General features: G+C 69.7%; 12 protein-coding genes. 3 read left to right on the forward strand and 9 right to left on the reverse strand.

The window, feature by feature from the left end:
* Position 1: 1 nt before the first annotated feature.
* From LCL61_RS04990 to LCL61_RS05025, 8 genes are read right to left on the reverse strand one after another with little or no spacing between them, the layout of a single operon-like run.
* Positions 2-2,017 carry a YrhB domain-containing protein gene (locus tag LCL61_RS04990; protein ID WP_340685744.1) on the reverse strand — a complete coding sequence of 672 codons (2,016 nt, stop codon included), beginning with the start codon at positions 2,015-2,017 and terminating at the stop codon, positions 2-4.
* Between the two features lie 14 nt (positions 2,018-2,031).
* Positions 2,032-4,278 carry an ADP-ribosylglycohydrolase family protein gene (locus LCL61_RS04995; protein ID WP_340685745.1) on the reverse strand — a complete coding sequence of 749 codons (2,247 nt, stop codon included), beginning with the start codon at positions 4,276-4,278 and terminating at the stop codon, positions 2,032-2,034.
* Positions 4,279-5,748: a TNT domain-containing protein gene (locus tag LCL61_RS05000; protein ID WP_340685746.1), complete on the reverse strand. Its 1,470-nt coding sequence runs from the start codon at positions 5,746-5,748 to the stop codon at positions 4,279-4,281.
* Between the two features lie 5 nt (positions 5,749-5,753).
* Positions 5,754-6,200, reverse strand: coding sequence for a hypothetical protein (locus LCL61_RS05005; RefSeq protein WP_340685747.1), 447 nt, complete (start codon positions 6,198-6,200; stop codon positions 5,754-5,756).
* On the reverse strand, positions 6,197-13,312 hold the full coding sequence (locus LCL61_RS05010) for a toxin glutamine deamidase domain-containing protein (RefSeq protein WP_340688495.1): 7,116 nt from the start codon (positions 13,310-13,312) through the stop codon (positions 6,197-6,199). Before LCL61_RS05010 ends, LCL61_RS05005 begins: the two co-directional genes overlap by 4 nt.
* Positions 13,313-13,322: 10 nt before the next feature.
* A complete protein-coding gene (locus tag LCL61_RS05015; RefSeq protein ID WP_340685748.1) occupies positions 13,323-13,652 on the reverse strand; it encodes a WXG100 family type VII secretion target in 330 nt (109 codons plus the stop codon).
* A complete protein-coding gene (locus LCL61_RS05020; RefSeq protein WP_340685749.1) occupies positions 13,652-14,269 on the reverse strand; it encodes a YbaB/EbfC family nucleoid-associated protein in 618 nt (205 codons plus the stop codon). The genes LCL61_RS05015 and LCL61_RS05020 overlap by 1 nt, the downstream gene beginning before the upstream one ends.
* Before the next feature lie 55 nt (positions 14,270-14,324).
* Positions 14,325-15,614 (reverse strand): MFS transporter, encoded by a 1,290-nt coding sequence (locus LCL61_RS05025; RefSeq protein WP_340685750.1) that lies wholly within the window; start codon positions 15,612-15,614, stop codon positions 14,325-14,327.
* 208 nt (positions 15,615-15,822) lie between these two features.
* Between LCL61_RS05025 and LCL61_RS05030 the strand changes: the two genes are divergently transcribed.
* Positions 15,823-16,404 carry a YqgE/AlgH family protein gene (locus LCL61_RS05030; RefSeq protein WP_340685751.1) on the forward strand — a complete coding sequence of 194 codons (582 nt, stop codon included), beginning with the start codon at positions 15,823-15,825 and terminating at the stop codon, positions 16,402-16,404.
* Here LCL61_RS05030 and LCL61_RS05035 read toward each other — a convergent pair.
* Positions 16,401-16,823 carry an SdpI family protein gene (locus LCL61_RS05035; protein WP_340685752.1) on the reverse strand — a complete coding sequence of 141 codons (423 nt, stop codon included), beginning with the start codon at positions 16,821-16,823 and terminating at the stop codon, positions 16,401-16,403. The two genes, LCL61_RS05030 and LCL61_RS05035, sit on opposite strands and share 4 nt — an antisense overlap.
* A 65-nt stretch (positions 16,824-16,888) precedes the next feature.
* On the opposite strand from LCL61_RS05035, the gene LCL61_RS05040 reads away from it, so the two are divergent.
* Positions 16,889-18,055, forward strand: a complete 1,167-nt coding sequence (locus LCL61_RS05040; protein WP_340685753.1) for an esterase-like activity of phytase family protein — start codon at positions 16,889-16,891, stop codon at positions 18,053-18,055.
* Between the two features lie 170 nt (positions 18,056-18,225).
* Positions 18,226-21,072 (forward strand): leucine--tRNA ligase, encoded by a 2,847-nt coding sequence (gene leuS, locus LCL61_RS05045; RefSeq protein ID WP_340685754.1) that lies wholly within the window; start codon positions 18,226-18,228, stop codon positions 21,070-21,072.
* Positions 21,073-21,095 lie beyond the last annotated feature (23 nt).

The following is a 21,095-nucleotide window of genomic DNA, read 5'->3' on the forward strand; positions in this document are numbered from 1 at the left end:
TCTACTGATCTCCTCGTGGATACCGTTTCGCGTCCCAGCGCCGCCGCTCTTCGGGCTCGCGGGGCAGGCCGAAGCGGTTGAAGTAGTAATACGCGTCGCCCGCCATGGCGTCGACGACGCCGAGGTCGGCGTACGCGGCGAGCCAGGACTCCGGCAGACCCGGCACGGTGAGCCTGGCGCCCACCATCGCTCCGGTCAGCGCCGCGGTCACCGTGCCGCCGCGAGCGGCCAGCGCCAGCGCAGCTTCGGCGTCGTAGCCGCGTTTCGCGGCGGCGAACAGCGCCCGGCCGAGCACCGAAAGCGGCGTCCGGCCGTCCCCGATGCTGTCGAACTGCTCGACGTCGTCCCCGCCGATGTCGTTCCTGAGGTCGAGCACGGTCTTGACCAGCTCGCCGACCTCACCGCTGTACTCGTCGAAGCCTTCGAGGAAGTTCGCGACCGCCGGTTCGCCGTTCCGGGCGGCGAGCTGGGCGCGGAACACGTTCACCAGCAGTTCGGCGCCGTGGACGACCTCGTGTCCCGCCGCGGATCCGACCAGTTCGCGGACGACCTTCATCGCGTAGAACGTGCTGTCGGCGGGGCCTTGCACCCCGCCGGTCACCGTCGCGGCGAGCGCGGTCACCAGCATGGCCGAGAACTCCGCGGGGGGTGGACCCGCGCCTTCGGTGGCCTTGGCGACCCAGCCGTCCGGTCGTCCGCCCGCGGGCAGCGACGCCGGGATCTCGGGCTTGTCCGGGGTCGGGTCCAGGCCGCGGATCACCGATTCGGTGTGGAACAGCAGTTGCCGGGTCAGCCCGCCGAGCGGCAAGCCGTCGGCGGGATCGGCGCCCGAGCCCAGTGCGTCTCCGAGCGCGAAGCCGACGTACGCGCCGAGAAGCCGCGGGTACGCGAAGCTGCCGACGGGAAGCGTCGGGTCGTAGAACTTCCCGAACGTCCAAGCGCTCGGGCGCGGTTCGCCGTTGTCGTAGAAGTGCGTCACGAGGCCGTTGGCGAACAGGTCTTCGGGCAGTTCCGGCAGCGGGCGGCCGTCGTACTTCGCCCGGGAGCGCTCGAACGACAGCGTCGCGGCGTGGACGTAGCGGGTGAGCTCTTCGCTGCTCAGGGGGTAGCCGTTGTCCCTGGCCTGGTCGACGAGGCTCCGCAGGTTCGCGACGGCGGCGCCTTCGTACTCCCCGCTGAAGTACGCGGGGCGCCCGACGGACTCGGGACGCTCGGTGCCTGCCGGGAGGTCGAGGTCGGCGACCTGTCGCAGCGTCTCCGGGTAGACGTTGAAGGTCTCCGGACGGCCGGGGTTGACCAGCAGGCCGACTCCGGGGTTGTCCTTGGCCCGCCGCAGGAGCACGCGGGGCTGGACCCGCTGCCACACCGTGTACTCCGACGGGATCTGGGCCTCGGAGGTGTAGACGACGAAGCGCACGCCCGCGTCACCGAAGTCGCGGACCTGCAGGTGGCCGTCCTTCGCCGGGGCAAGCACCTCGAGGTCGAGCATCCAGTGGACGAACTCCTCCGGCGTGATCCACTCGACGCGGAGGTAACCGAGCAGCGTCTCGACCGGGCTTTCCGGTGCCGGGCGGCCGGAGAACCGCGGCCCAGGGCGGTGCTCGGGGTTCGCGCGGACCGCGCCGGTCGGCTCGCCGAACAGCGTGTGCTGCTCCCAGCGCAGGATCGCCGCCTTCGGCACGGGCAGACCGGGGACCGCGTCCGGATCGAACTCGGGATCGACGACCTCGGCCCACCGGGTGAAGGCGTCACTGTCGCCGCCGGCCGCCGAGACGGCCATCAGCTCCAGGTCGAGGCGGATTTCGCCGCCGTCGTCCGGGACGAAGGCGACCGGGCTGGGGAACAGGCCGGCGCCGGGGTCGGTCCCGTCGAGCCAGCCGACGGTGTTGTAGGTGACGTTCCAGCCGTCGGTCGCGCGCACGACGTAGTCGCGGCGGACCCGCAACGCGCCGGTGCCCTCCCCGCCTCGGCCCGCCAGCCATTCCTCGACGCGGCTGACGGCTTCCTCTTCGTTCATCGTCCCCATTCCGTTCACCAGCGCGGATACCGCTGGGCCCAGCCGTCGACCTCGTGCAGCGCCGAGTGGCGGTCGAAGTGCCAGAACGCGTCCGTGGCGATGTTCTCCACCAGGTAGCGCAGTTCCAGCTGCTCGACCCACTTCTGCGGCAGCCCCGGGATGCCGGTGCGGGCGCCGAGCAGGGCGCCCGCGATGGCACCGGTGATCGCGCTGCGGCCCGAGTGGTTGACCGCCCGCAGCAGCGCCTGCTCCGGGTAGTTCTCGAAGCCGGACAGCGCCGCGAACGCGCGGCCCAGCACCGAAAGCGTGCCCTTGCCGTCGCCGATCAGCTCCGGGACCCGCAGGTCAGGCAGGCCGTGCTTGCCGAAGAACGGCACCGATTCCGCGACCATCGCCTTGAGATCCGCCCAGACCGGTCCCCGCTGGTGCGGGTTCTGGTCGCTGAAGATCTCCCGGGAGGTGTTCCAGACCGGGTAGCTGAACGCCTCCGAGGTCAGCGCGGGTTCGAACAGCCAGGTCAGGTAGGTCGCCGCTTCGACGTCGACCTCGCCCGGATGGGTCACCGCGACGAGGTCGCGCACCGCCTGGCGGACGCCGCCGCTCATCGCGCTTCCCGGCCCGGCCGCGGTCATCGCCGCCGGCAGCGCCGCGACCAGCGCGTCCGGGCCGCTCATGGGCATCGCCGTCGGCGAGATGGTCGCCAGCGCGTGATAGGCGTTCAGTTCGGCGTCGTCCGGGGTGCGGCGGACACGGAGTTCCGGCACCTTGACGAGCCAGCCGTCGGCGTTGTCCAGCGGCGCGCCCTGGGTGTGCAGCCAGCGCATCAGCGAATTGCGCGCGACCGTCCCGAGCGCCTTCTCGGCGTCGCGGTTCTCCGGCTGCTCGCGATGCGGGCTGCGGATCACGGCCTCGGTGTAGAACAGCAGCCGCTGGGTGAGCGGCCCGATCCGGCCGGGCAGGTCGAACGCGATCGGCAGATCGGTGACCCCGTCGGGGCCGTAGGTGTTGTGGATCTCGTCGAGCCGCATCCGGTCGACGGCCGCGCCGAGCGCCTCACCGAGCGCGAAGCCGACGTACGCTCCCGTGACGCGCTGCCAGCCGTAACGCGCGCTGGAACGGTCTCGCTCGAAGTACTTGCCGAAGGTGTCCAGGCGAGGCTCGATCTGCCCCTCGTTGTCGTAGGCGGGCGCCAGCCCGTTGGCCCGCAGGTCGTTCGGACGGCCGCGAGGTGGTTCCGGTTGCCGGAGCCGCGCCAGCCACGACTGACCGAGGACGGTCTTCTGGCACTCTTCGGCACTCAGCTCGAACCCGCGGCGGCGTGCCCGTTCGGCGGCGGCCAGCGGCGGCTTCACCGGTTCGGACAGGCCCATCTTCGCGGCGGTGTCGGCGGCGAGCGCCTCCAGCTCCGGGTCCGCCTCCGGGCAGCGCTCGTTGACGTCGACGCCGGGGCCCCGGCGCGGGAACCGGAGCGCGGTCTCGGCGAGCTCGGCGCCGCTGACGTCCTCGAACGTCGCGGGACCACCGTTGATCACCAGGTTCGGCGGGCTCTCGTAACCGGCGAGGGTGGCGATGTCGACCTTCCAGTACCCGTGTTCCCGGGACGGGAGGTTCCTGGTCGAGCTGAACACCCTCAGCTCGGCGCGTTCCTCGTTGAAATAGAACCGCTCCGTCTTGCCCGACGCCAGGTCGAGCGGGACGTAGACCTCACAGCGCAGCAGCCCGACGAGCAGCTGTTCCCTGGTCAGCCAGCCGACGCTGGCGAACGACAGCAGCGTTTCGAGCTTGTTCTCCGGCTTCGGGTAGCCGCGGCGGACCGGACCGGCCTTGTACTCCGGGTTCTCCCGTTCTTCCCCGGTCTGCACGCCTTCCGCGTTGACCTTGACCCAGCCCGCGACGACCGGTGGCGGGACACCGAGGTCACCGAGCCCTGCCTTGGCGTACTCCGGGTCGACGACCTCGCGCCAGGCCTCCTGGCCCGGGAACGCGACCGGGACGCTGAGCCCGCCGGGCTGCGGATGCGCCTGGCGCAGCTCGCCGTCCGGTTCGCGGACGATCACCGACGGCGGCGGGAAGATCTCCTTCTCGGCATGACCCTCGTCGAGGAAGGCGATCGTGTTGTAGGGGACAGACCAGCCCTCGGGGATGCGCAGGACCTTCTCGTGGTTCACGCGCAGGCCGGCGCCGCCCGGTTCGGACACGTCCGGACCGTGGACCGCGCGCAGCCACTCTTCGACCTTGGCTACCGCTTCCGCCGATTCCACCTACTCGATCCTCTCCAGGCTGCCGTCGGACACGTGCTCGGCGATGGTCCTCGGGAGCACGTAGGCCACCGCCCCGCCGGGCATGTTCGCCCACGGGACGGTGACACCGATGATCACGTGGAGCGGGCGTCGCAGCCGGTAGGTCCCACCGACACGCTCCCGTTCCAGCGGCAGGGACGTCGTGGCGAACCGTACCCCTCCGTGGTGAACCAGATTGCCGGTTTCCTCACCGAACCGCAGTACGACCGTACCGGCGACCATCCGGCTCACGCGCTTGTTGCGGAGCAAGGTGAGGGGAGGCTCACCCGGCGCCGCCTGCACCGGCCAGTCGGCGAGTTCCTTCGCCGTCTCCAGTGGCGTCTCGTGTCCGGCGGTCATCCTCGCCGGATGCAGCAGAACCGCGCCGAGGAGCTGATGCGACGCGTCTTCGAGCTTGTCGAAGTACTTCGGCGACACGGGGGCGCCGCCCGAGTAGGCCGCGACCTCCCAGCCCTTCTCGGTGAAGTTGAGGCACCAGGCGCCGTCCGCGCGGTCGCCGATGCGGTAGGCCTCCGGCCAGACGGCGTGCTCGCCGAGCCTGCTGACCAGCACGACCAGGAGCTCTTCGTCGGTCAGTGCCGGATTCGGCGACGTCTCCAGCTCCGCGGCGATGTCGCCCTCGGTCTTCTTGACGTCGGAGCGGCCCGGTCTCGGCCGCGGTTTGCCGAGCAGATCCGCTTCGGCCGTCCGCCGCACGAGGTGCTCGACGTACGGCGGCTGGAACCGCTGGCCCCGGATGTGCTCGACCAGGTCCGGCTCCGGCGGTATCCCGTATTTCCGCAGGTAGTGCGGCACGGACGCGTGCCAGATCCAGGTGCCGTCGGTGTGGTAGCTCTCCGGGACGTCGCCGTCGGCCTCGGGATCGAAGACGTCCTTGCCGAGCCCGCTGCCGGAGAGGATCGCCGGCTCACGCTCGAGATACTGCGCGACCAGCGGCGCTTCGGACTCGTCGAGCTCCGGTCTGTCCACCACGGGCGGCTCGCCCTCGGTGTACGCGTCGACGATCCGGGCGTGCCGGAACTCGACGCGCAACGGAAGCTGCGCGCGCAGCCGCCACCAGTCCGGGACGTGCTCGTCCTCGCGCGGGAACGCGGCCAGCTCGTCCGGGTACACCGAAGTCCCCGGTGGCTCGATCCACGCCGGCTCGTCGTCGAGGGTGAAGTCGAAGTCGAAGGTGCCGTCGGGTTTCAGCGTGAAACGCGACTGCAACCAGGTCCCCCGGCCGGTCGTGTACATGCCGGTGCGAAGCCTGCCGAAGAGATCGTTCAGCTCGGGCGCGGGCGCGCAGTTGTGGCCCTCGAGTTCGGTGTGCTCCCCGGCCTGCCGGAAATCGGCGACAGCCGGATGCGCCGCGTCGGCGACACCCGAGCGGATGAGCTTGCCGATTTCGATCAGCAGCCCGCGTTGTTGTTCGGGGGTGAGTTGTTCCACGTGAATCATCGCGCCCGGTTCGGGAAACGTGGTTCCGCCCGGAACGACGGCGGCTCACCGGCGGCGCGGCGGGCCAGCTCGTCCTCCCACATCTTGAAGGTGCGTTGGCGCAGCGACTTGATCAAGGCCGATTCCTGCGGTTCCACGCGACGGTTTTCGCGCTTGGCCTGCGCGTACAGGCCGTCGATGGTCTCGTAGAGCGCGAAGATCGGACCGCCGCCCTTGAGCTCGTACGCACGGGCGCGCTCGGTCTCCTGGACGAACTTCTCTTCGGACACCTTGCTGATGTCCGAACTCGCCATCGCCCACATGACCTCACGCACGTGCTCCGGCTTTTCGTCGAACTCGCCGGTGCGTGGATTGAGGAGAAAGCCGGTCAGGCCTCCGTCCGGGGTCGACTCGACGCGGTAGGTCTTCCCGAAGTACGTGTAGAAGGACGGCGTCTGGATCACGTGTTCTCCTCAGGAGGCAGGCCCTTGCGGAGACCGGCCATGAACTTCTCCCGGACCCGGTCCATCAACGCGGCTTCCAGCAGGGCCTGTTCCGGGGACAACCTCTTCTTGTTGTTCTCGTCCAGTGTCCGGTTGTACGTCGGGAAGTCGCGGCGGACCTCGTACAAGGCGTGCTCGTAGGCCGACACGGTGTCGATGTGCTTCAGGTGCAGCCGCAGTTCGGCGACGTGCCCGTTCGGCAGCCGGACGTTCATCTGCAGATCGCGGTATCCGCTGTCCTGCGGATTCGCGAACCGGTCGTCGAAGCTGACGATCCGGAGGTCCGGATCGTCCATCACCGCGCTCAGCGCGTTGTAGACGTCGGCCAGCGTGTCGAACTGGATTTTCACGCCCACCAGGTCGGTCAGTTTCGACGCGTCTCCGTCGTAGCCCGCGATCTTCGCCTTCGCGCGGTCGTCGTCCTTCGGACCGGGCCTGCCCGACGCGTCACCGTTGTTCTCCTCCGCGATCCGTTCGGCGATCCGGTTGAGGTCGCCCTGATTCCGCGGCCATGCCTCCCGCTCGGCGTCCAGGAATTCCTGGATCTTCCCGGGATCGCCCTTGTCCGCGCGATCGAAGCCGGCGTGGTACTGATCGCCGGGCTCCACGTCGGCGGCGATATCCGCCGCCGCGTTCGCGAGGTCCCGCTGCTCCTGGGTCAGCGGAGTGTCGCCGGGACCGTCCTCACGGACGTCGTCGATCATCTGGTAGCCGCGTTCCTCGACGTCACGCAGGGCGTCTTCGAGGATCGGGATGGCCTCCGGGTGCAGCAGCAGGCTGCCGATGGTCATCGGGTTGTTCAGCAGCGAAGCCCGCAGGTACGCGTTGTCCGGATGCTCCATCAGCCGGACGAGCTCCGGATGCGCGGGCAGATGCTCGCGGATTAAGTCCCGCATCGGCCCGACGTCGTGCTTGACCCCGTTTTCGTCCTCGTGGACGGCCCGCTTCTTGTCCGGGTCCAGCCCGTCCACCGCGGCCGCGACCTCGGGATCGTTCAGGAACCGCTCGGCCTCGGCCCGGTCGCCCGGTGGCTGCTCGTCGTGCGCCATGCCGTAGCCCGCGTCGAGCGGCGGTGTCACGATCGGACGGCCGTCCGGCCCGATCCTCGACGGCGGCACGTCGGGCGTGTCATCCCTGGCGAACGCGATCCGCGGGTCGACGGGCTGCGCGGCCGGGCCTTCCGGGACGCCGACGTGCATCAGCTTCACGCCCAGCGGCGGCTGCGGCAGGTTCATCAGCGCGCCGGACTGCGGGTCGATGAACGCGACGCCGTCCCGCGTATTCGCCACCATCGCGACGTGCCCGCGCTCGACGCCGTTCTCGTCGAGGTACTTCACCGCCACGACCGCGTGGTGATCGGTCGGCATGTCCCGCATCTCGCGGATGACGGTGTCGTAGTCGGCGCGGTCGGAGAACTCCCCGCCGAACCGCTCTTCGACGTGCTCCAGCGTGCCCCGGCTGTCCATCTCGTGGACGAGCAGCGGTTCGGCGGTCGAGTCGATGCCGTTCAGCCGGTCCATGTACGCGCCCGGCGTGCGGGTGCAGTTGGAGCGGTAGCCGTTCGCCAACGCGTCGGGGTCGTTGAAATGCGGGTTGACCTCGCCGAGCCGCGGGTGCCGGTCGGCGAGGTACGCGGCCTGCTGCGCGGGGCTCGCCGAGCCGGCGTGGATCGCCGGTTCGCTCGGCGGGTTCGTCGCGACCGCCATCGACGAGTAGTCCCGCTCGGGGGCAGGCAGTTCGAGCGTGTCGTCGGTGGCCGAGTGGTCTTGAGCTGGCTGGTCGCCGTACTCGGGCCCCTTTTCGACGTCCGCGACGCCGTGGTCCGCCGGGTTCTCCGTGGAGAAGTGCGGAGTCTGCGGCTCGTCGAAGCCGCCGAGGCGCGCCATCGACTGCGCCTGGGCCAGACGCGCGAGTTCCGGCGCCTCCGCGGCGTGCCGGGCCCGCCGCTCGTCCATCTTCTGCTTGGCGGTCTCGGGGTCGAGGTAGCGCGGGTCGCCGGGCGTGACCTCTTCGGCGTGGATGACCCACTTCGGCCGGTCGACCAGCGGCGGAGTCTTGAACTCCTTGCTGTGCACGTAAAGCTGCGTGGCCGGCTTGTTGATGGCCTCGTTCTCGCGCGGGTTTTCGGCGAGCGACGAGACGTCCTTGCCCGTCTTCGAGACGATGTGGATCTCGACGTCTTCGCCGAACTTCGACTTCGTGTCCGACGAAGTCTTGATGGTCGAGCTGGTCATCGTCGGCTCGGGGACGGTCTGGCCGGGTTCGTAGTGCGCCGCCATGATCGCGGCGGCCCGCATGTCACCCTTGGTGTCGATGCCGCGGATGGCCTCGCCGTGGAAGTCCGGCAGCTCGTTGAGCGCGCCGACGATCGCCCTGGTGCTGCGCTGGGCGTTCTCGAAGTCGGGGTGCGCTTCACCCCGGCGGTTCGCGTCGTTGATCGCGTACGCGTGTTCGCGCGAGTAGGAGTAGATCGCTTCGGCGGCCTCAGGGGAGACGCGGTCCTTCAGCGGGCTGGCTTCGAGCCGCTTGAGCGCCTTTTCGCGAGCCTGTTCGGCGAGTTCGGCGCTGTCGTAACGGTCACGGAGGCTCTTGTGATCCTCCGGCGTGCCACGGAAGCCGTCGTCGGAGAGGTAGCTCTCGTCGACTCGCGTGGGAGTTTCTTCCGGGCCCTTGAGCCGCTCGGCGATGTCGAGTTCGGTCTTGGGCGCCTGCTCCTGGACGGGGGTTTCGGAGTCGGCGGACCTGTCGGTGTGCGGCGTTTCCGGCGTGTGCGGGGCGTCGCCGCCGCCCATCGGCATCGCCTTGATCGACGTCGGATCGTCGGGCAGCGTCGCGAGCCGCCCGGTCATCGGGTCGGCGAAGACCACGCCGTGCGGCGTGTTCACCGCGGCGACGATCCGGGTCTCGATCCGGTCCTTGGACCGCGGCGAGCCCTCCGGCGCGTTCGGATCGGCGGCGGCGTGATGCTCGAACGCCACCGCGGTCCGCGCGCCGACCGGACGTTCGCCCAGCTCACGTGCGATATCGGCGAAACCGTTCCGATCCGACCACTGCCCGCCGAGCCGGTCGCTGACGTGCTGCAGCGGTGAACCGCCGGTCGACGGCGCGGCGACCGAGTCGCCGCCGTTCATCCGGTCTTCGAACGCGACCAGCGCCTCGGCCGAGTTCGTCTGGTAGCCGTCCTTCCACGACTCGGGCGCGTAGTAGTTGCGCGTGTTGGCCTCGCCGATCGCGGGGATCTCGTCCATGACCAGCCGGACCTGCTGGTGCGGCGTCTCGGTCGAACCGGCGTGGATGACCGGCGTCCCGCCCTCTTCGAGCGGCTTCGCCAGCTCGGACCAGCCGCCGTCGGGAGCGTGCTCCTTCGGCGGCTCGGGGGCGTCCCGGACCGGGGCGTCGGTGGCGTCGATCCAGCCGCCCTTGCCGTCGGCCAGCTTGGTTTCGAGCCCCGCGAGGCCCTGGCCCTGGAACAGCTCCGGGTGCTCGCGACGCAGCTGGGCTTCCTGGTCGGCGGCTTCCTGCGCCAACCGTTCCTGCACGGCGTTGTTGTAGTCGCGCCGCTCGGCGACCTTCTGGTGGACCTCGTCCGGGCTCAGATGGCCGTCGTCACCGGCGACGACCTCTTCGCATTCGACGATCCACTTCGGCAGTTCGTTGGGCGATCCGTCATCGAGGCGCTTCTTGTAGTCCGGGTGCTCGGGATGCCCCGGGCCCATCTTGACGTCGGTGACGCGCAGCTGCGTCGCCGACTTCATCAGGACTTCGCGTTCTTCCTTCTTCGAGGCGAGGTCCTCGATGTGGCGCCCGGTCTTCGACTGGATGCGCATCTCGACTTCGCCGGGGAAGTTGCTGTGCGGATGTTCGGGGGTGACCCGCGACGTGCTCAGCATCTGCGGGTCGACGATGACCTGGCCCTTGGCGTGCGCTTCGAGGAAGGCCCGGATCGCGCTCTCGTTGCCGTTGAAGTTCACCCGCCGCGAGACGAGCCCCTCGTAGGCGGGCATCTCGTTGAGACCGGACGTGATCGCCTCGATATGCGGACGCAGCGCTTCCAGCTCCGCGCCGCCGTGCCGCTGGGCATGCGTGATCCGCTCGGCCATGTCGGTGCGCGTGTAGCTGTGCACCGCGTAGGCGCCCTGATCCGACATCTCCTTGACGCGCGGATCTTCGTGGGCGTCGCGTTTGGCTAGACCTTCGCGGCGGACCTGTTCGCTCCGCGCTTCCCCGGTGTCCTTGTCGAAACCGCGCTTGTCGATCTGCGTCTCGGCGAGCGCGCGGTAGGCGGCGGGATCGTCCGTGTGGAAGTCCGGATCCGTCAGGTACGGCTCGTCGACCGTGGTCCTGTCGTCGGGAGTGACGTCCTGGGGCGCCTCAGTGTCCTTCGGGGACTCGACGTCCTTCGGGAGCTCGGTGTCCTTCGGGACGTTCGTGTCCTTGGGAGCCTCGGTGTCCTTCGGAAGCTCGGTGTCCTTGGGCAGGACGTTCCCGCCGCGGTCCTGAGGTGCCTGCTGCGGCGCGTGCTCCACCGGCCGCACCGGAGGCTGCTGCTGCGGACGCTGCGGCTGCTGGGGGCCCGCGTTCCCGTCGTGGCCGGGGCGCGGTGCCGGGACCTGCGGCGGACGCTGCGGACCACCGAAACGTGGCGGCTCGGCGCCGGGCGGCATCGGCCTGCCGGGCTGCTGTCCCGGATGCCCCGGCCGGCCGGGGTGGTGACCGGACTGGTGACCGGGTGGCGGCGGCACGGGACCGCGGTTGCCGGGGAACGGACCGTTGCCCGGCTGCTGGGGCCGCGGCGGAGGCGGCTGATAGCCCGCCGGGCCGCGGTTGCCCGGAGGCGGACCGGGCGGAGGTGTCTGCGGACGCGGCGGGACCCCGCCGTTCGGGCCCGGACCAGGTCCGGGCCTGCCCTGATACCCCTGGGGCGGCCGAGGCGGACCCTGCGGACCAGGGGGCTGCGGCGGTTGCTGAGGACGCTGACGCGGCCCGCGGTCCTGCGGATATCCACCCTGACCGGGATGTTGCTGCGGCGGACGCGGGCCCATCGGACCGGGCTGCCCCTGCGGTCCTCGCGGCGGCATGGCGCCACCACCACCGGGAGGCGGTGGCGGAGGCGGCGCGAAACCACCCGGAGGCGGCGGCTGCATCGGCTGCTGGCCCTGGAAGGGCATCGGGGCGGGCGGCTGGTCGAAACGCGGCTGCTGCGGTCCGCCGTTGCCCGCGAAACCCGCTGCCTGGACGCTGTCGTTCGGCCGGACGGGCCGGGACGGATCGTGCCCGGGAGGCGGGAAACCACCGCCGGGGGTGGGCCCGTTGCCGCCGGGCGCCATGCCGTAGCCACCCGACGGAGCGGGCGAGGTCGAACCCGGGTTCGACGCCATGCCGTACCCGCCCGAACTCGACGGCGCACCCGTCGAAGAGGAAGCAGCGGGCGGCATCGCGCTGGACTGCGAAGGATTGTGAGACGGGCTCGGCGCCGGACTGGCCGCGGGTCCCTGTGACGGGCTCGGCGCAGGGCTGGCCGCGGGTGTCTGTGCCGGCGCCTGCGACTGGGCGGCGGGTGCCTGCTGCTGATTACCCGCCGCGGCCTGCTGCTGCTGACCGGATCCGTTGTCGGCGGCGGCCGCCGGGGCGTTCTGGTGGGTCTGCGCCGGACGCTGACCGTCACCGGTGTTCGCCGGGGCGTCGGCCGGACGTTCCGGGGCCTGCGTCGAGGACTGGCTGATCCGGTCGTTGTCCGCCGTCCGCTGCGGACCGCTCTCGGAGCGCGGCTGCGGATCAGCGGAGCCGTCCGAACCGCGGCTCGAAGCCGCCTGACTGTCCGAAGTGGACCGTGGTGCCGGGTCCGAGGAAGAGTCCGACCGCGAAGAGGTTCCGGAATCCGAAGAAGAACGCGAGTCCGATGAAGTGCTCGAGTCCGAAGAGCCCGAGTCCGACGAAGAACGCGAGTCCGACGAAGTGCCTGAGTCCGAGGAGGAGCCCGAGTTCGACGAAGAGCGTGACTCCGACGAAGTGCCCGAGTCCGAAGACCCCGGAGTACGCGAAGGCGTCCCCGAATCCCCGGAATCCACATCGGGCGTGGAAGGACCGTCGCCCGCCGAGGCGCCTGGCGTGTTCGCGGCCTTGATGTCGCCGATCTGGCTCTTCGCCCCGTCGACACCACCGCCGACCGCTCCACCGGAAGCGCCCATCAGGACGTCCTTGGCCGAAAGCTTGTCCAGGTCACCGGTGACGGCGGCCTGCCCGACCGTGCTGGCGACCCCTTCGGCCGCGCCGCGCACGGCACCGCGCGCCGCGCTGTCGACGATCTGGCCGCCGACGCTGTCGGAAAGCCCCTTGGTGGCGCCCTTGCCGATACTGCTGCTGCCCGCGCCGACCACGCCGTCGACGGCGCCGCTGATCGCGGAATCCTTGGTCTTGCTGAAGTCCCAGCTGTCGCGGTCGCCCTTGGCCATCTGGAGGCCCTGGATGCCCGCGTCCATGGCGAGGTTCATCGCCGTGTTCTGCAGGACCTCCTTGCCGATCTTCTTCAGGCCCTCCTTGAGAAGCTTCTCCAGGAGTTCCTTCGCGACCTTCTTGAAGCCTTCCTGCGCGAGCTTCTGCATCAGCTGCCGGAAGATCATCTGGACGGTCATGCGGGTGGCGATCTGGGCCGGCGCGATCCCGGCCGTCGACCCGCCGAACGTCACCGCCGCGGCCGCGATCATCGCGACGATCTGCGCGGCCAGGATCACCAGCGAGATGATGATCATGTACTTCGTGTACTCGACGTCCAGCGCGGTCGCGTTGCACGAGTCGCCGAGTGCCTTCGAGGAATCGGCCAGCGACTTGAAGTACGCCTCGTCGCCCTCGACGAACTTCTTCCAGGCCTCGGCGAACTTCTCCGCACCCTGTCCGCTCCAGCCGCCCAGGACCTCGGTGGCGCCCTTGGTCGCGGTGTCGGCGATCGGCTGAATCGCCTTCGAAGCGTTGTGCCAGGCGTCGCGTAGTTCGCGGAGCTTGTCCTCGTCGCCTTCGGGCCAGCTTTCCCCGACGACGATCGGCAAGAGCCACTTGACCGCGTCGGGCATCTCCATACCCACGGCGCTAGACCTTCTTGTCCAGCGTCGACTTGATCTCTTCCTCGGCGTTCGTGAACGCGGTCATCGACCGTTCGACGTTGTGCTGCATGCCCCGCAGCGCCTCGACGACGTTCGCGAACCCTTCGGACGATCCCTGCGCGCCGGGCTCGTAGTCCTTCGCGAACTCCTTGCCCGCGTCGTCGTTGCCCCAGCACTGGCCCAGCGAGTTCATCGCGGCCAGCAGTTCCTTGCCCGCTTCGTCCAGCTGGTCCGCCGCGATCCCCAGTTTGGCAGCGGCCGTCTTCACCGCTTCCGGATCCGCGGTGAACCCGGCTCCACCCCCACCGTTCGGCATCAGACCCCCCTGGTCAGCCAGCTCGAGGGCGGCTCTTCCTCATCGTCGTCCTGCTGACGCACCCGTTTCGGAACCGGTTTCGGCGTCGGCGGCGCGGGAGGGGCGGACGGAGGAGGCGGCGGGGCGTCGTCCTTGATCATCAGCGGGGCGTCGAAGTCTTCGTCGGACTTCGCGGGCGCGGCCGTCTCCTCCTCTTCCGCGAGGAAGTCGGGGATCGCCGGCATCAGCCCCTGGAGTGAAGGCGCGCCTTCGATGAGGTCCGACAGGTCCGGCAGCCCTTCGGTGATCGGGGCCATCAGGTCGGCGACCTGCTGCTTGACCTGCAACGATCCCTGACGGACCAGCGTCAGCACCGTGTTGGCCAGCTGCGCGGGATTGGTGCGCTCGAAAGCGTTCGGCTGGATCTCCAGCTTGGCGAGCGTGCCGGTCGCGTCGATGGTGGCGCGGACGAGGCCGTCCTGCGAGACCACCGTCGCCGACGTCTGCGAAGCGGCTTCCTGCGCGTCCCGGAGCTGGGCCGTCTGCCGCTCGAACTGTTCGAGCAGCGTGTCGACCTGGTCCTTCATGGCGGCATTGCGCGCTTCGAGGCGTGCGCTGTCGTCGCCGGCCGTCGTCACTTGAGCCCCCGCGAGTGCTTGATCCCGGGCATACGCCACCCGGTGTCGGTAAGCGTCACCCTAATGCCAAGGGCGGAGCCTTATCAGCAGTTCTCCCTTTTCGCGCCGCGAGCAGGTATCCGGCGGCGCCCACGAGGTAGAGGACGGCCGCCGTGATCAGGAGTCCCGGCGAGCGGCCGTCGGCCGGGATCACCGTCGCGGCCAGCGAGACCGCGACGACCTGGGTGATGTTGAAAAGCGTGTCGTAGAGCGCGAAGACCCGTCCTCTCGCTTCGTCTGCGACGTCGAGCTGGACCGAGGAATCGACGCAGAGTTTCAGCACCTGCCCGGCCCCGGTCACCAGGAACGCCGCGAGCAACGCGGTGGGGATCGTCATCGGCAGGCCGAGCGCGGACTGCGCGACCGCTGCCAGCACCAGCGCCCCCACCACGACGCGGACCCTGCCGAACAGCTTGATCAGCCGGGCGGTCAGCAGTCCGGCGACGAGGATCCCCGCGCCGGCGAACGCCGCCATCTGGCCCAGCCCCGTCATCCCGGCGGCGAAGTGGTTGCGCATCAACAGCACGGTCACCAGCAGCGAGATGCCGTACGACGCGCGATGAGCGAACAGCGCGACGAACCCGGCCGTCACGCTGGGCGTCCGCCAGGCCGCCTTCGCGCCGTCCGCCAGGCCTCGGGCGACGGCGAGCGCCGGGTTCGCCGGTTCGTCGACCACCGACGGCCCGAGCAGCCCGCGCGCGAACCCCGAGGCCAGGACGGCGGCGCCGATCCCGCCCAGCGCGGCGACGGCGGTGACCCACGCGGAGCCGGCGTCGTCGGCGCCGGTCAGCGTCCGGAGGCCGATCGCGCAGCCACCGCCGACCACGGCGAGCACCGAACCCCAGGTCGCGGCGAAGGCGTTCGCGGCGACCACGGACTTCTCTTCGACGACGTGCGGAAGCGACGCCGACAGCCCCGAGCCGATGAACCGCGAGATGCCTTCGGACGCCAGGGCCAGGGAGAACAGCCCGATCCCCGCCGCTCCCGCGCCCACGGCGACGGCCGTCGCGATGATGGTGAAGGAGCGCAGAAGGCTCGCGAAGATCAGGACCTTCCGGCGGTCCCAACGGTCGAGCAGCGCACCCGCGAACGGGCCGACGATCGAATAGGGCAGCAGCAACGCCGCGAACCCGCCCGCCATGGCGAGCGCGTCGGCGGCGCGTTCGGGGTTGAAGAGGACGGCTCCGGCCAGGCCCGCCTGGTACATGCCGTTGCCCCAGTGCGCGGAGAACCGCGTGAACAGCAGACGGCGGAAGTCACGGTCGCGAACGTACGCCCTGGTGGGCGCCGTGGCGGTGGTCGTCACGGCGCCAGCCTATAAAGGTGGCCGATGCGCTTTGAGGTCGCCTCTCGGCGGCTATGCGCAGTGTGGCTCCAGCCGGACGGTATTCCACAAAGGCGGTTCTTCAGTGAGCCCGGGGGACACGGAAAGCGCATCGACCGTTGTGTCCAACGGTGCTCGTGATGCTGTTGTTCCCAGAGCCGGACGATTTGTCTCCGCTCGAAGTGGGATCATGGCGGACGTGCCAGCGGACGCCGAGGTCGAACCGGGAACGCTCCTGGTCGCCGCCCCCACGATGTTCGATCCGAATTTCCGGCGGACCGTCGTGTTCGTCATCGATCACCGGGACGAGGGAACGCTCGGCGTCGTGCTCAACCGGCCGAGTGACGTCCCGGTGTACGACGTGCTGCCCAACTGGGGCGGGCACGTCGCCGAACCGCAGTCGGTGTTCGTCGGCGGTCCGGTGGAGAAGAAGACGGCGTTGTGCCTGGCCGCGCTGCGGACCGGTGAGACGGCGGCCAGCGTGCCCGGCGTGATCGCCGTCCGCGGCCCGGTCGCGCTGGTCGACCTCGACACCGATCCCGAGATCCTGGTGCCGAAGGTCCGCGGGGTGCGGGTCTTCGCCGGATACGCGGGCTGGGACTCCGGCCAGCTGGCGAGCGAGATCGAACGCGACGACTGGGTGATCGTCCCGGCGCTGCCCAGCGACGTCCTCGCTTCGCCGCACCACGACCTGTGGGGTCAGGTGCTGCGGCGTCAGGGCATTCCGCTGGCGCTGCTGGCCACCCACCCGGGAGACCTTCAGCGGAACTAGGCGGTGGCGGTGTCGGCCTTCTTGAAGACGCCGCAGGTGCCGCAGGCGCAGCCACTGCATCCGGCGGGCCGCTCCGGCTCGGGCTCCGGCACCGTCGCGGCCGCACGGTTGCCGAGCACTCCCCCGGCCGCGACCAGCGCGATCATCCCGGCCACGCCCACGAACGAGGCGAGCAGCAGCCCGAACGTCGTCGGCATGACCAGCGCGGCGATCCCCGCGAGCACGGCGATCACGCCGCCGGCCAGCGTCGGGACCCCGGCGACCTTGTTGCCGAGCCGGAAGGCGTCCTCACTGCGCATCGTGGCGGCGGTGCGCACGCCGGCGCCGCGGTCACGCGGCAGCTTCTCGCGCAGGCCGAGGAACCCACCCCAGCCGACGAGGACACCCAGCACGATCGGGACCAGCGCTATGACGAACACTCCACGAGGATAAGCGTGACGTCCCGGCAACCTGCCGGATACCCTGATCGACTGTGCTACAGGCCATGTCCAGCCGCGTCTTGAAATGGCGGAGTATCGCCACCGCCCTGATCGGGGCCGTTCCCCTCACCCTGATGGCCGCACCCGCCGCCGAAGCGGGTCACCGTCCGCTTCGCCTGATCGGGGAACAGATCGTCCCGAACGCCCTGCCCTACGAGGGCACCGTCGTCGGCGGCCTGTCCAGCATCGATTTCGACCCCCGCACCGGCGAGTACGCGCTGATCTGCGACGACCGGTCCGCCCTCAACCCGGCGCGCTTCTACACGGCGAAGTTCTCCCTCGACGCCAAGGGCCTCGGCCCGGTCACCTTCACCGGCACCAAGCCGCTCCTGCGTCCCGACGGCACGCCGTACCCGCCGCTCGCCAAGAACGACCCCGCGCAGCCGCCGAACATGCAGACCATCGACCCCGAAGAACTGCGTGTCGACCCCTGGACCGGCCGTTACGTCTGGTCCCAGGAGGGCGAGCGGTCGGCGGCGGCGCGGATCGACCCGTCCATCCGCGAGGCGGAGCGCGACGGCTCCTACGTCCGTGACCTGCCGATCCCCGCCAACGAGAAGATGACCGAGACGACGGGACCGCGGCAGAACCTCGCTCTCGAAGGCCTCACGTACGCGGGCTTCGGGTCGTTGCTCGCCAGCTCGGCCGAGGGCCCGCTGCTGCAGGACGGCCCGGAGGCGAACACCACATCGGGCGCCCTTTCGCGCATCACCGTGCAGTCCCGGTTCGGACCGGTCCTCGCGCAGTACGCGTACCCGCAGGAGAAGGTCTTCGCGTCGCCGAATCCGCCCGGCGCGTTCGCGACCACCGGCATCTCGTCGCTGCTGGCCGTCGACCAGGCCGATCCCACGCGCTACCTGGTGATGGAGCGGTCGTTCGTCACCGGCGTCGGCAACAAAATCCGCATCTACGAGATCGACACCAAGGGCGCCACGAACATCCTGAACACGCCCTCACTCGCCGACGCGAAGAAGGTCAAGCCGGTCAAGAAGCGCCTTCTCGCGGACCTCGCGGACTTCAAGCTGTCCGCGGTGGACAACGTCGAAGGGATGACCTGGGGGCCGCGGCTCCCGAACGGCGAGCGCAGTCTGGTGCTGGTCAGTGACAACAACTTCTCCGCGACACAGGTGACCCAGTTCATCGCTCTGGCGGTCCCCTCGGAACGGCTTTGACCAGCGCGTTAAACTGGCCATATGGACACGGCTCGGCTGCTCCTTAGCCTGCCGCGCTGAACTCGGCCGAACGGCCGGGACCAGCGCGGCGACCCCTCATGCCCTCCGGGCTGAGGGGTCGAGTTGTTTCTGGAGTGGCTTGACGTGGATGAGCACGGAGGATTTCGGCGATGAACCAGGCGAGCGAAGGCGCCGACGCGGCACCTCAGCACCGCTACACCGCGGAGCTGGCGGGCCAGATCGAGCAGCGCTGGCAGGACTACTGGTCCGACCACGGCACCTACCACGCGCCGAACCCGGTGGGCCCGCTCGCGGACGAGAGCGGAGAGGTCCCGTCGGACAAGCTGTTCGTCCAGGACATGTTCCCGTACCCGTCGGGCGCGGGCCTGCATGTCGGACATCCGCTGGGCTTCATCGCGACCGACGTCTTCGCGCGGTATCACCGCATGATCGGCCGCAACGTGCTGCACACGATGGGCTTCGACGCCTTCGGCCTGCCCGCCGAGCAGTACGCGGTGCAGACCGGGCAGCACCCGCGCAAGACGACCGAAGAGAACATGGAGACCTACCTGCGCCAGATCCGGCGCCTGGGCCTGGGGCACGACGAGCGTCGCCGGATCTCGACGATCGACCCGGACTACTACAAGTGGACCCAGTGGATCTTCCTGCAGATCTACAACTCCTGGTACGACGAGAAGGCGGGCAAGGCCCGGCCGATCGTCGAGCTGGAGACCGAGTACGCGCAGGACAAGCGTCCTACGCCCGATGGCCGCAACTGGTGCGAGCTGACCCGCGCCGAGCAGCTGAAGATCATCGACTCGCATCGCCTGGTCTACCTGTCCGAGGCGCCGGTGAACTGGTGCCCCGGCCTGGGCACGGTGCTGTCGAACGAAGAGGTCACCTCCGAGGGCCGCAGTGAGCGCGGCAACTTCCCGGTCTTCCGCCGCAACCTGCGGCAGTGGATGATGCGGATCACCGCCTACGCCGACCGGCTGGTCGACGACCTGGACCTGCTGGACTGGCCCGAGAAGGTCAAGTCCATGCAGCGCAACTGGATCGGCCGCTCGCACGGCGCGCGCGTGTCGTTCGAGGCGGGCGAGCAGAAGATCGAGGTCTTCACCACCCGCCCCGACACCCTGTTCGGCGCCACGTATCTGGTGGTCGCGCCCGAGCATCCGCTGGTCGACGAACTGACCGCCGCCACCTGGCCGGAAGGTGTCGACGCCCGCTGGACCGGTGACGCGGCGACGCCCGCCGAAGCGATCGCCGCCTACCGTGCGGCAGCGGCGCGGAAGTCCGAATTGGACCGTCAGGAGAACAAGGAGAAGACCGGCGTCTTCACCGGCTCCTACGCGGTGAATCCGGCCGACGGCAAGGACATCCCGGTCTTCGTCGCCGACTACGTCCTGATGGGCTACGGCACCGGCGCGATCATGGCGGTCCCCGGCCAGGACACTCGCGACTGGGAGTTCGCCGAGAAGTTCGGCCTGGAGATCATCCGTACCGTCCAGCCGACGGAAGGCTTCGACGGCAAGGCGTTCACCGGCGACGGGCCCGCGATCAATTCGGGGTTCCTGGACGGCATGGGCGTCGACGAGGCCAAGAAGACGATGATCGGCTGGCTGGAGGAGAACGGCCACGGTCGCGGCACCGTCCAGTACAAGCTGCGCGATTGGCTGTTCTCGCGCCAGCGCTACTGGGGCGAGCCGTTCCCGGTCGTCTACGACGAGGACGGCCAGGTCCATCCGCTGCCGGACAGCATGCTGCCGGTCGAACTGCCCGAGGTCGCCGACTACTCGCCGGTGACCTTCGACCCGGAGGACCGGGACAGCACGCCGTCCTCGCCGCTGGCGCGCGCGACCGACTGGGTCGAGGTCGAGCTGGACCTGGGGCAAGGCAAGAAGACCTACCGCCGCGACATCAACACCATGCCGAACTGGGCGGGTTCCTGCTGGTACCAGCTGCGGTACCTGGACCCGACCAATCCGGACGTGTTCGTCGCGCCGGAGAACGAGTCCTACTGGGTCGGCCCGCGCCCCGCCGAACACGGCGTCGACGACCCCGGCGGCACGGACCTGTACGTCGGCGGGGTCGAGCACGCGGTGCTGCACCTGCTGTACTCGCGGTTCTGGCACAAGGTGCTGTTCGACCTTGGCCACGTGTCGTCCAAGGAGCCGTACCGGAAACTGTTCAACCAGGGCTACGTCCAGGCCTACGCCTACACGGACGCACGCGGCGTCTACGTCCAGGCCGACCAGGTCGAGGAGCGGGACGGCAAGTTCTTCTTCGGCGACGAAGAGGTCAAGCAGGAATACGGCAAGATGGGCAAGAGCCTGAAGAATGTCGTGACGCCTGACCAGATGTCCACCGACTACGGCGCCGACACCTTCCGCTTCTACGAGATGTCGATGGGCCCGCTGGACGTCTCGCGGCCGTGGGCGACCAAGGATGTCGTCGGCGCGCAACGGTTCCTGCAGCGGCTGTGGCGCCTGGTCGTCAACGAGGAGACCGGCGAACTGCGTGTGTCCACTGTGGACGCTACGGATGACGACCGCAAGCAGCTGCACAAGGCGATCGCCGGAGTCCGTGAGGACTACGCGGAGATGCGGTTCAACACGGCCGGCGCGAAGCTGATCGAGCTGAACAACTACGTCACCAAGACCTACGGCGGCACCGAGGCGACACCGCGCGAACTGGTGGAGCCGCTGGTGCTGATGCTGGCGCCGCTGGCCCCGCACCTGGCCGAGGAGCTGTGGAAGCGGCTGGGCCACGCGGATTCCCTGGTGCACGGGCCGTTCCCGGTCGTCGACGAGAAGTACCTGGTCGAGGACTCCGTGGAGTACCCGATCCAGGTCAACGGCAAGGTGCGCTCGCGGGTCACCGTGCCCGCCGACGCGGGCAAGGACGCCGTGCAGGCGGCCGCGCTGGCCGACGAGAAGGTCGCCGCGCTGGTCGGCGACGGCACGCCCCGCAAGGTGATCGTCGTGCCCGGACGGTTGGTCAACATCGTGCTGTAACGCCGTGGCGGAAAGGCGCCAGC

It is taken from the genome of Amycolatopsis coloradensis, assembly GCF_037997115.1.
GTDB lineage: Bacteria > Actinomycetota > Actinomycetes > Mycobacteriales > Pseudonocardiaceae > Amycolatopsis > Amycolatopsis coloradensis_A.

What these genes read in the sequence shown, in the direction of transcription:
- LCL61_RS04990 (WP_340685744.1), bottom strand. Translation starts at nt 2,017, where the DNA reads ATGAACGAAGAGGAAGCCGTCAGCCGCGTCGAGGAATGGCTGGCGGGC.
- LCL61_RS05010 (WP_340688495.1), bottom strand. Translation starts at nt 13,312, where the DNA reads ATGGAGATGCCCGACGCGGTCAAGTGGCTCTTGCCGATCGTCGTCGGG.
- LCL61_RS05015 (WP_340685748.1), bottom strand. Translation starts at nt 13,652, where the DNA reads ATGCCGAACGGTGGGGGTGGAGCCGGGTTCACCGCGGATCCGGAAGCG.
- LCL61_RS05030 (WP_340685751.1), top strand. Translation starts at nt 15,823, where the DNA reads ATGGCGGACGTGCCAGCGGACGCCGAGGTCGAACCGGGAACGCTCCTG.
- LCL61_RS05040 (WP_340685753.1), top strand. Translation starts at nt 16,889, where the DNA reads ATGTCCAGCCGCGTCTTGAAATGGCGGAGTATCGCCACCGCCCTGATC.
- leuS (WP_340685754.1), top strand. Translation starts at nt 18,226, where the DNA reads ATGAACCAGGCGAGCGAAGGCGCCGACGCGGCACCTCAGCACCGCTAC.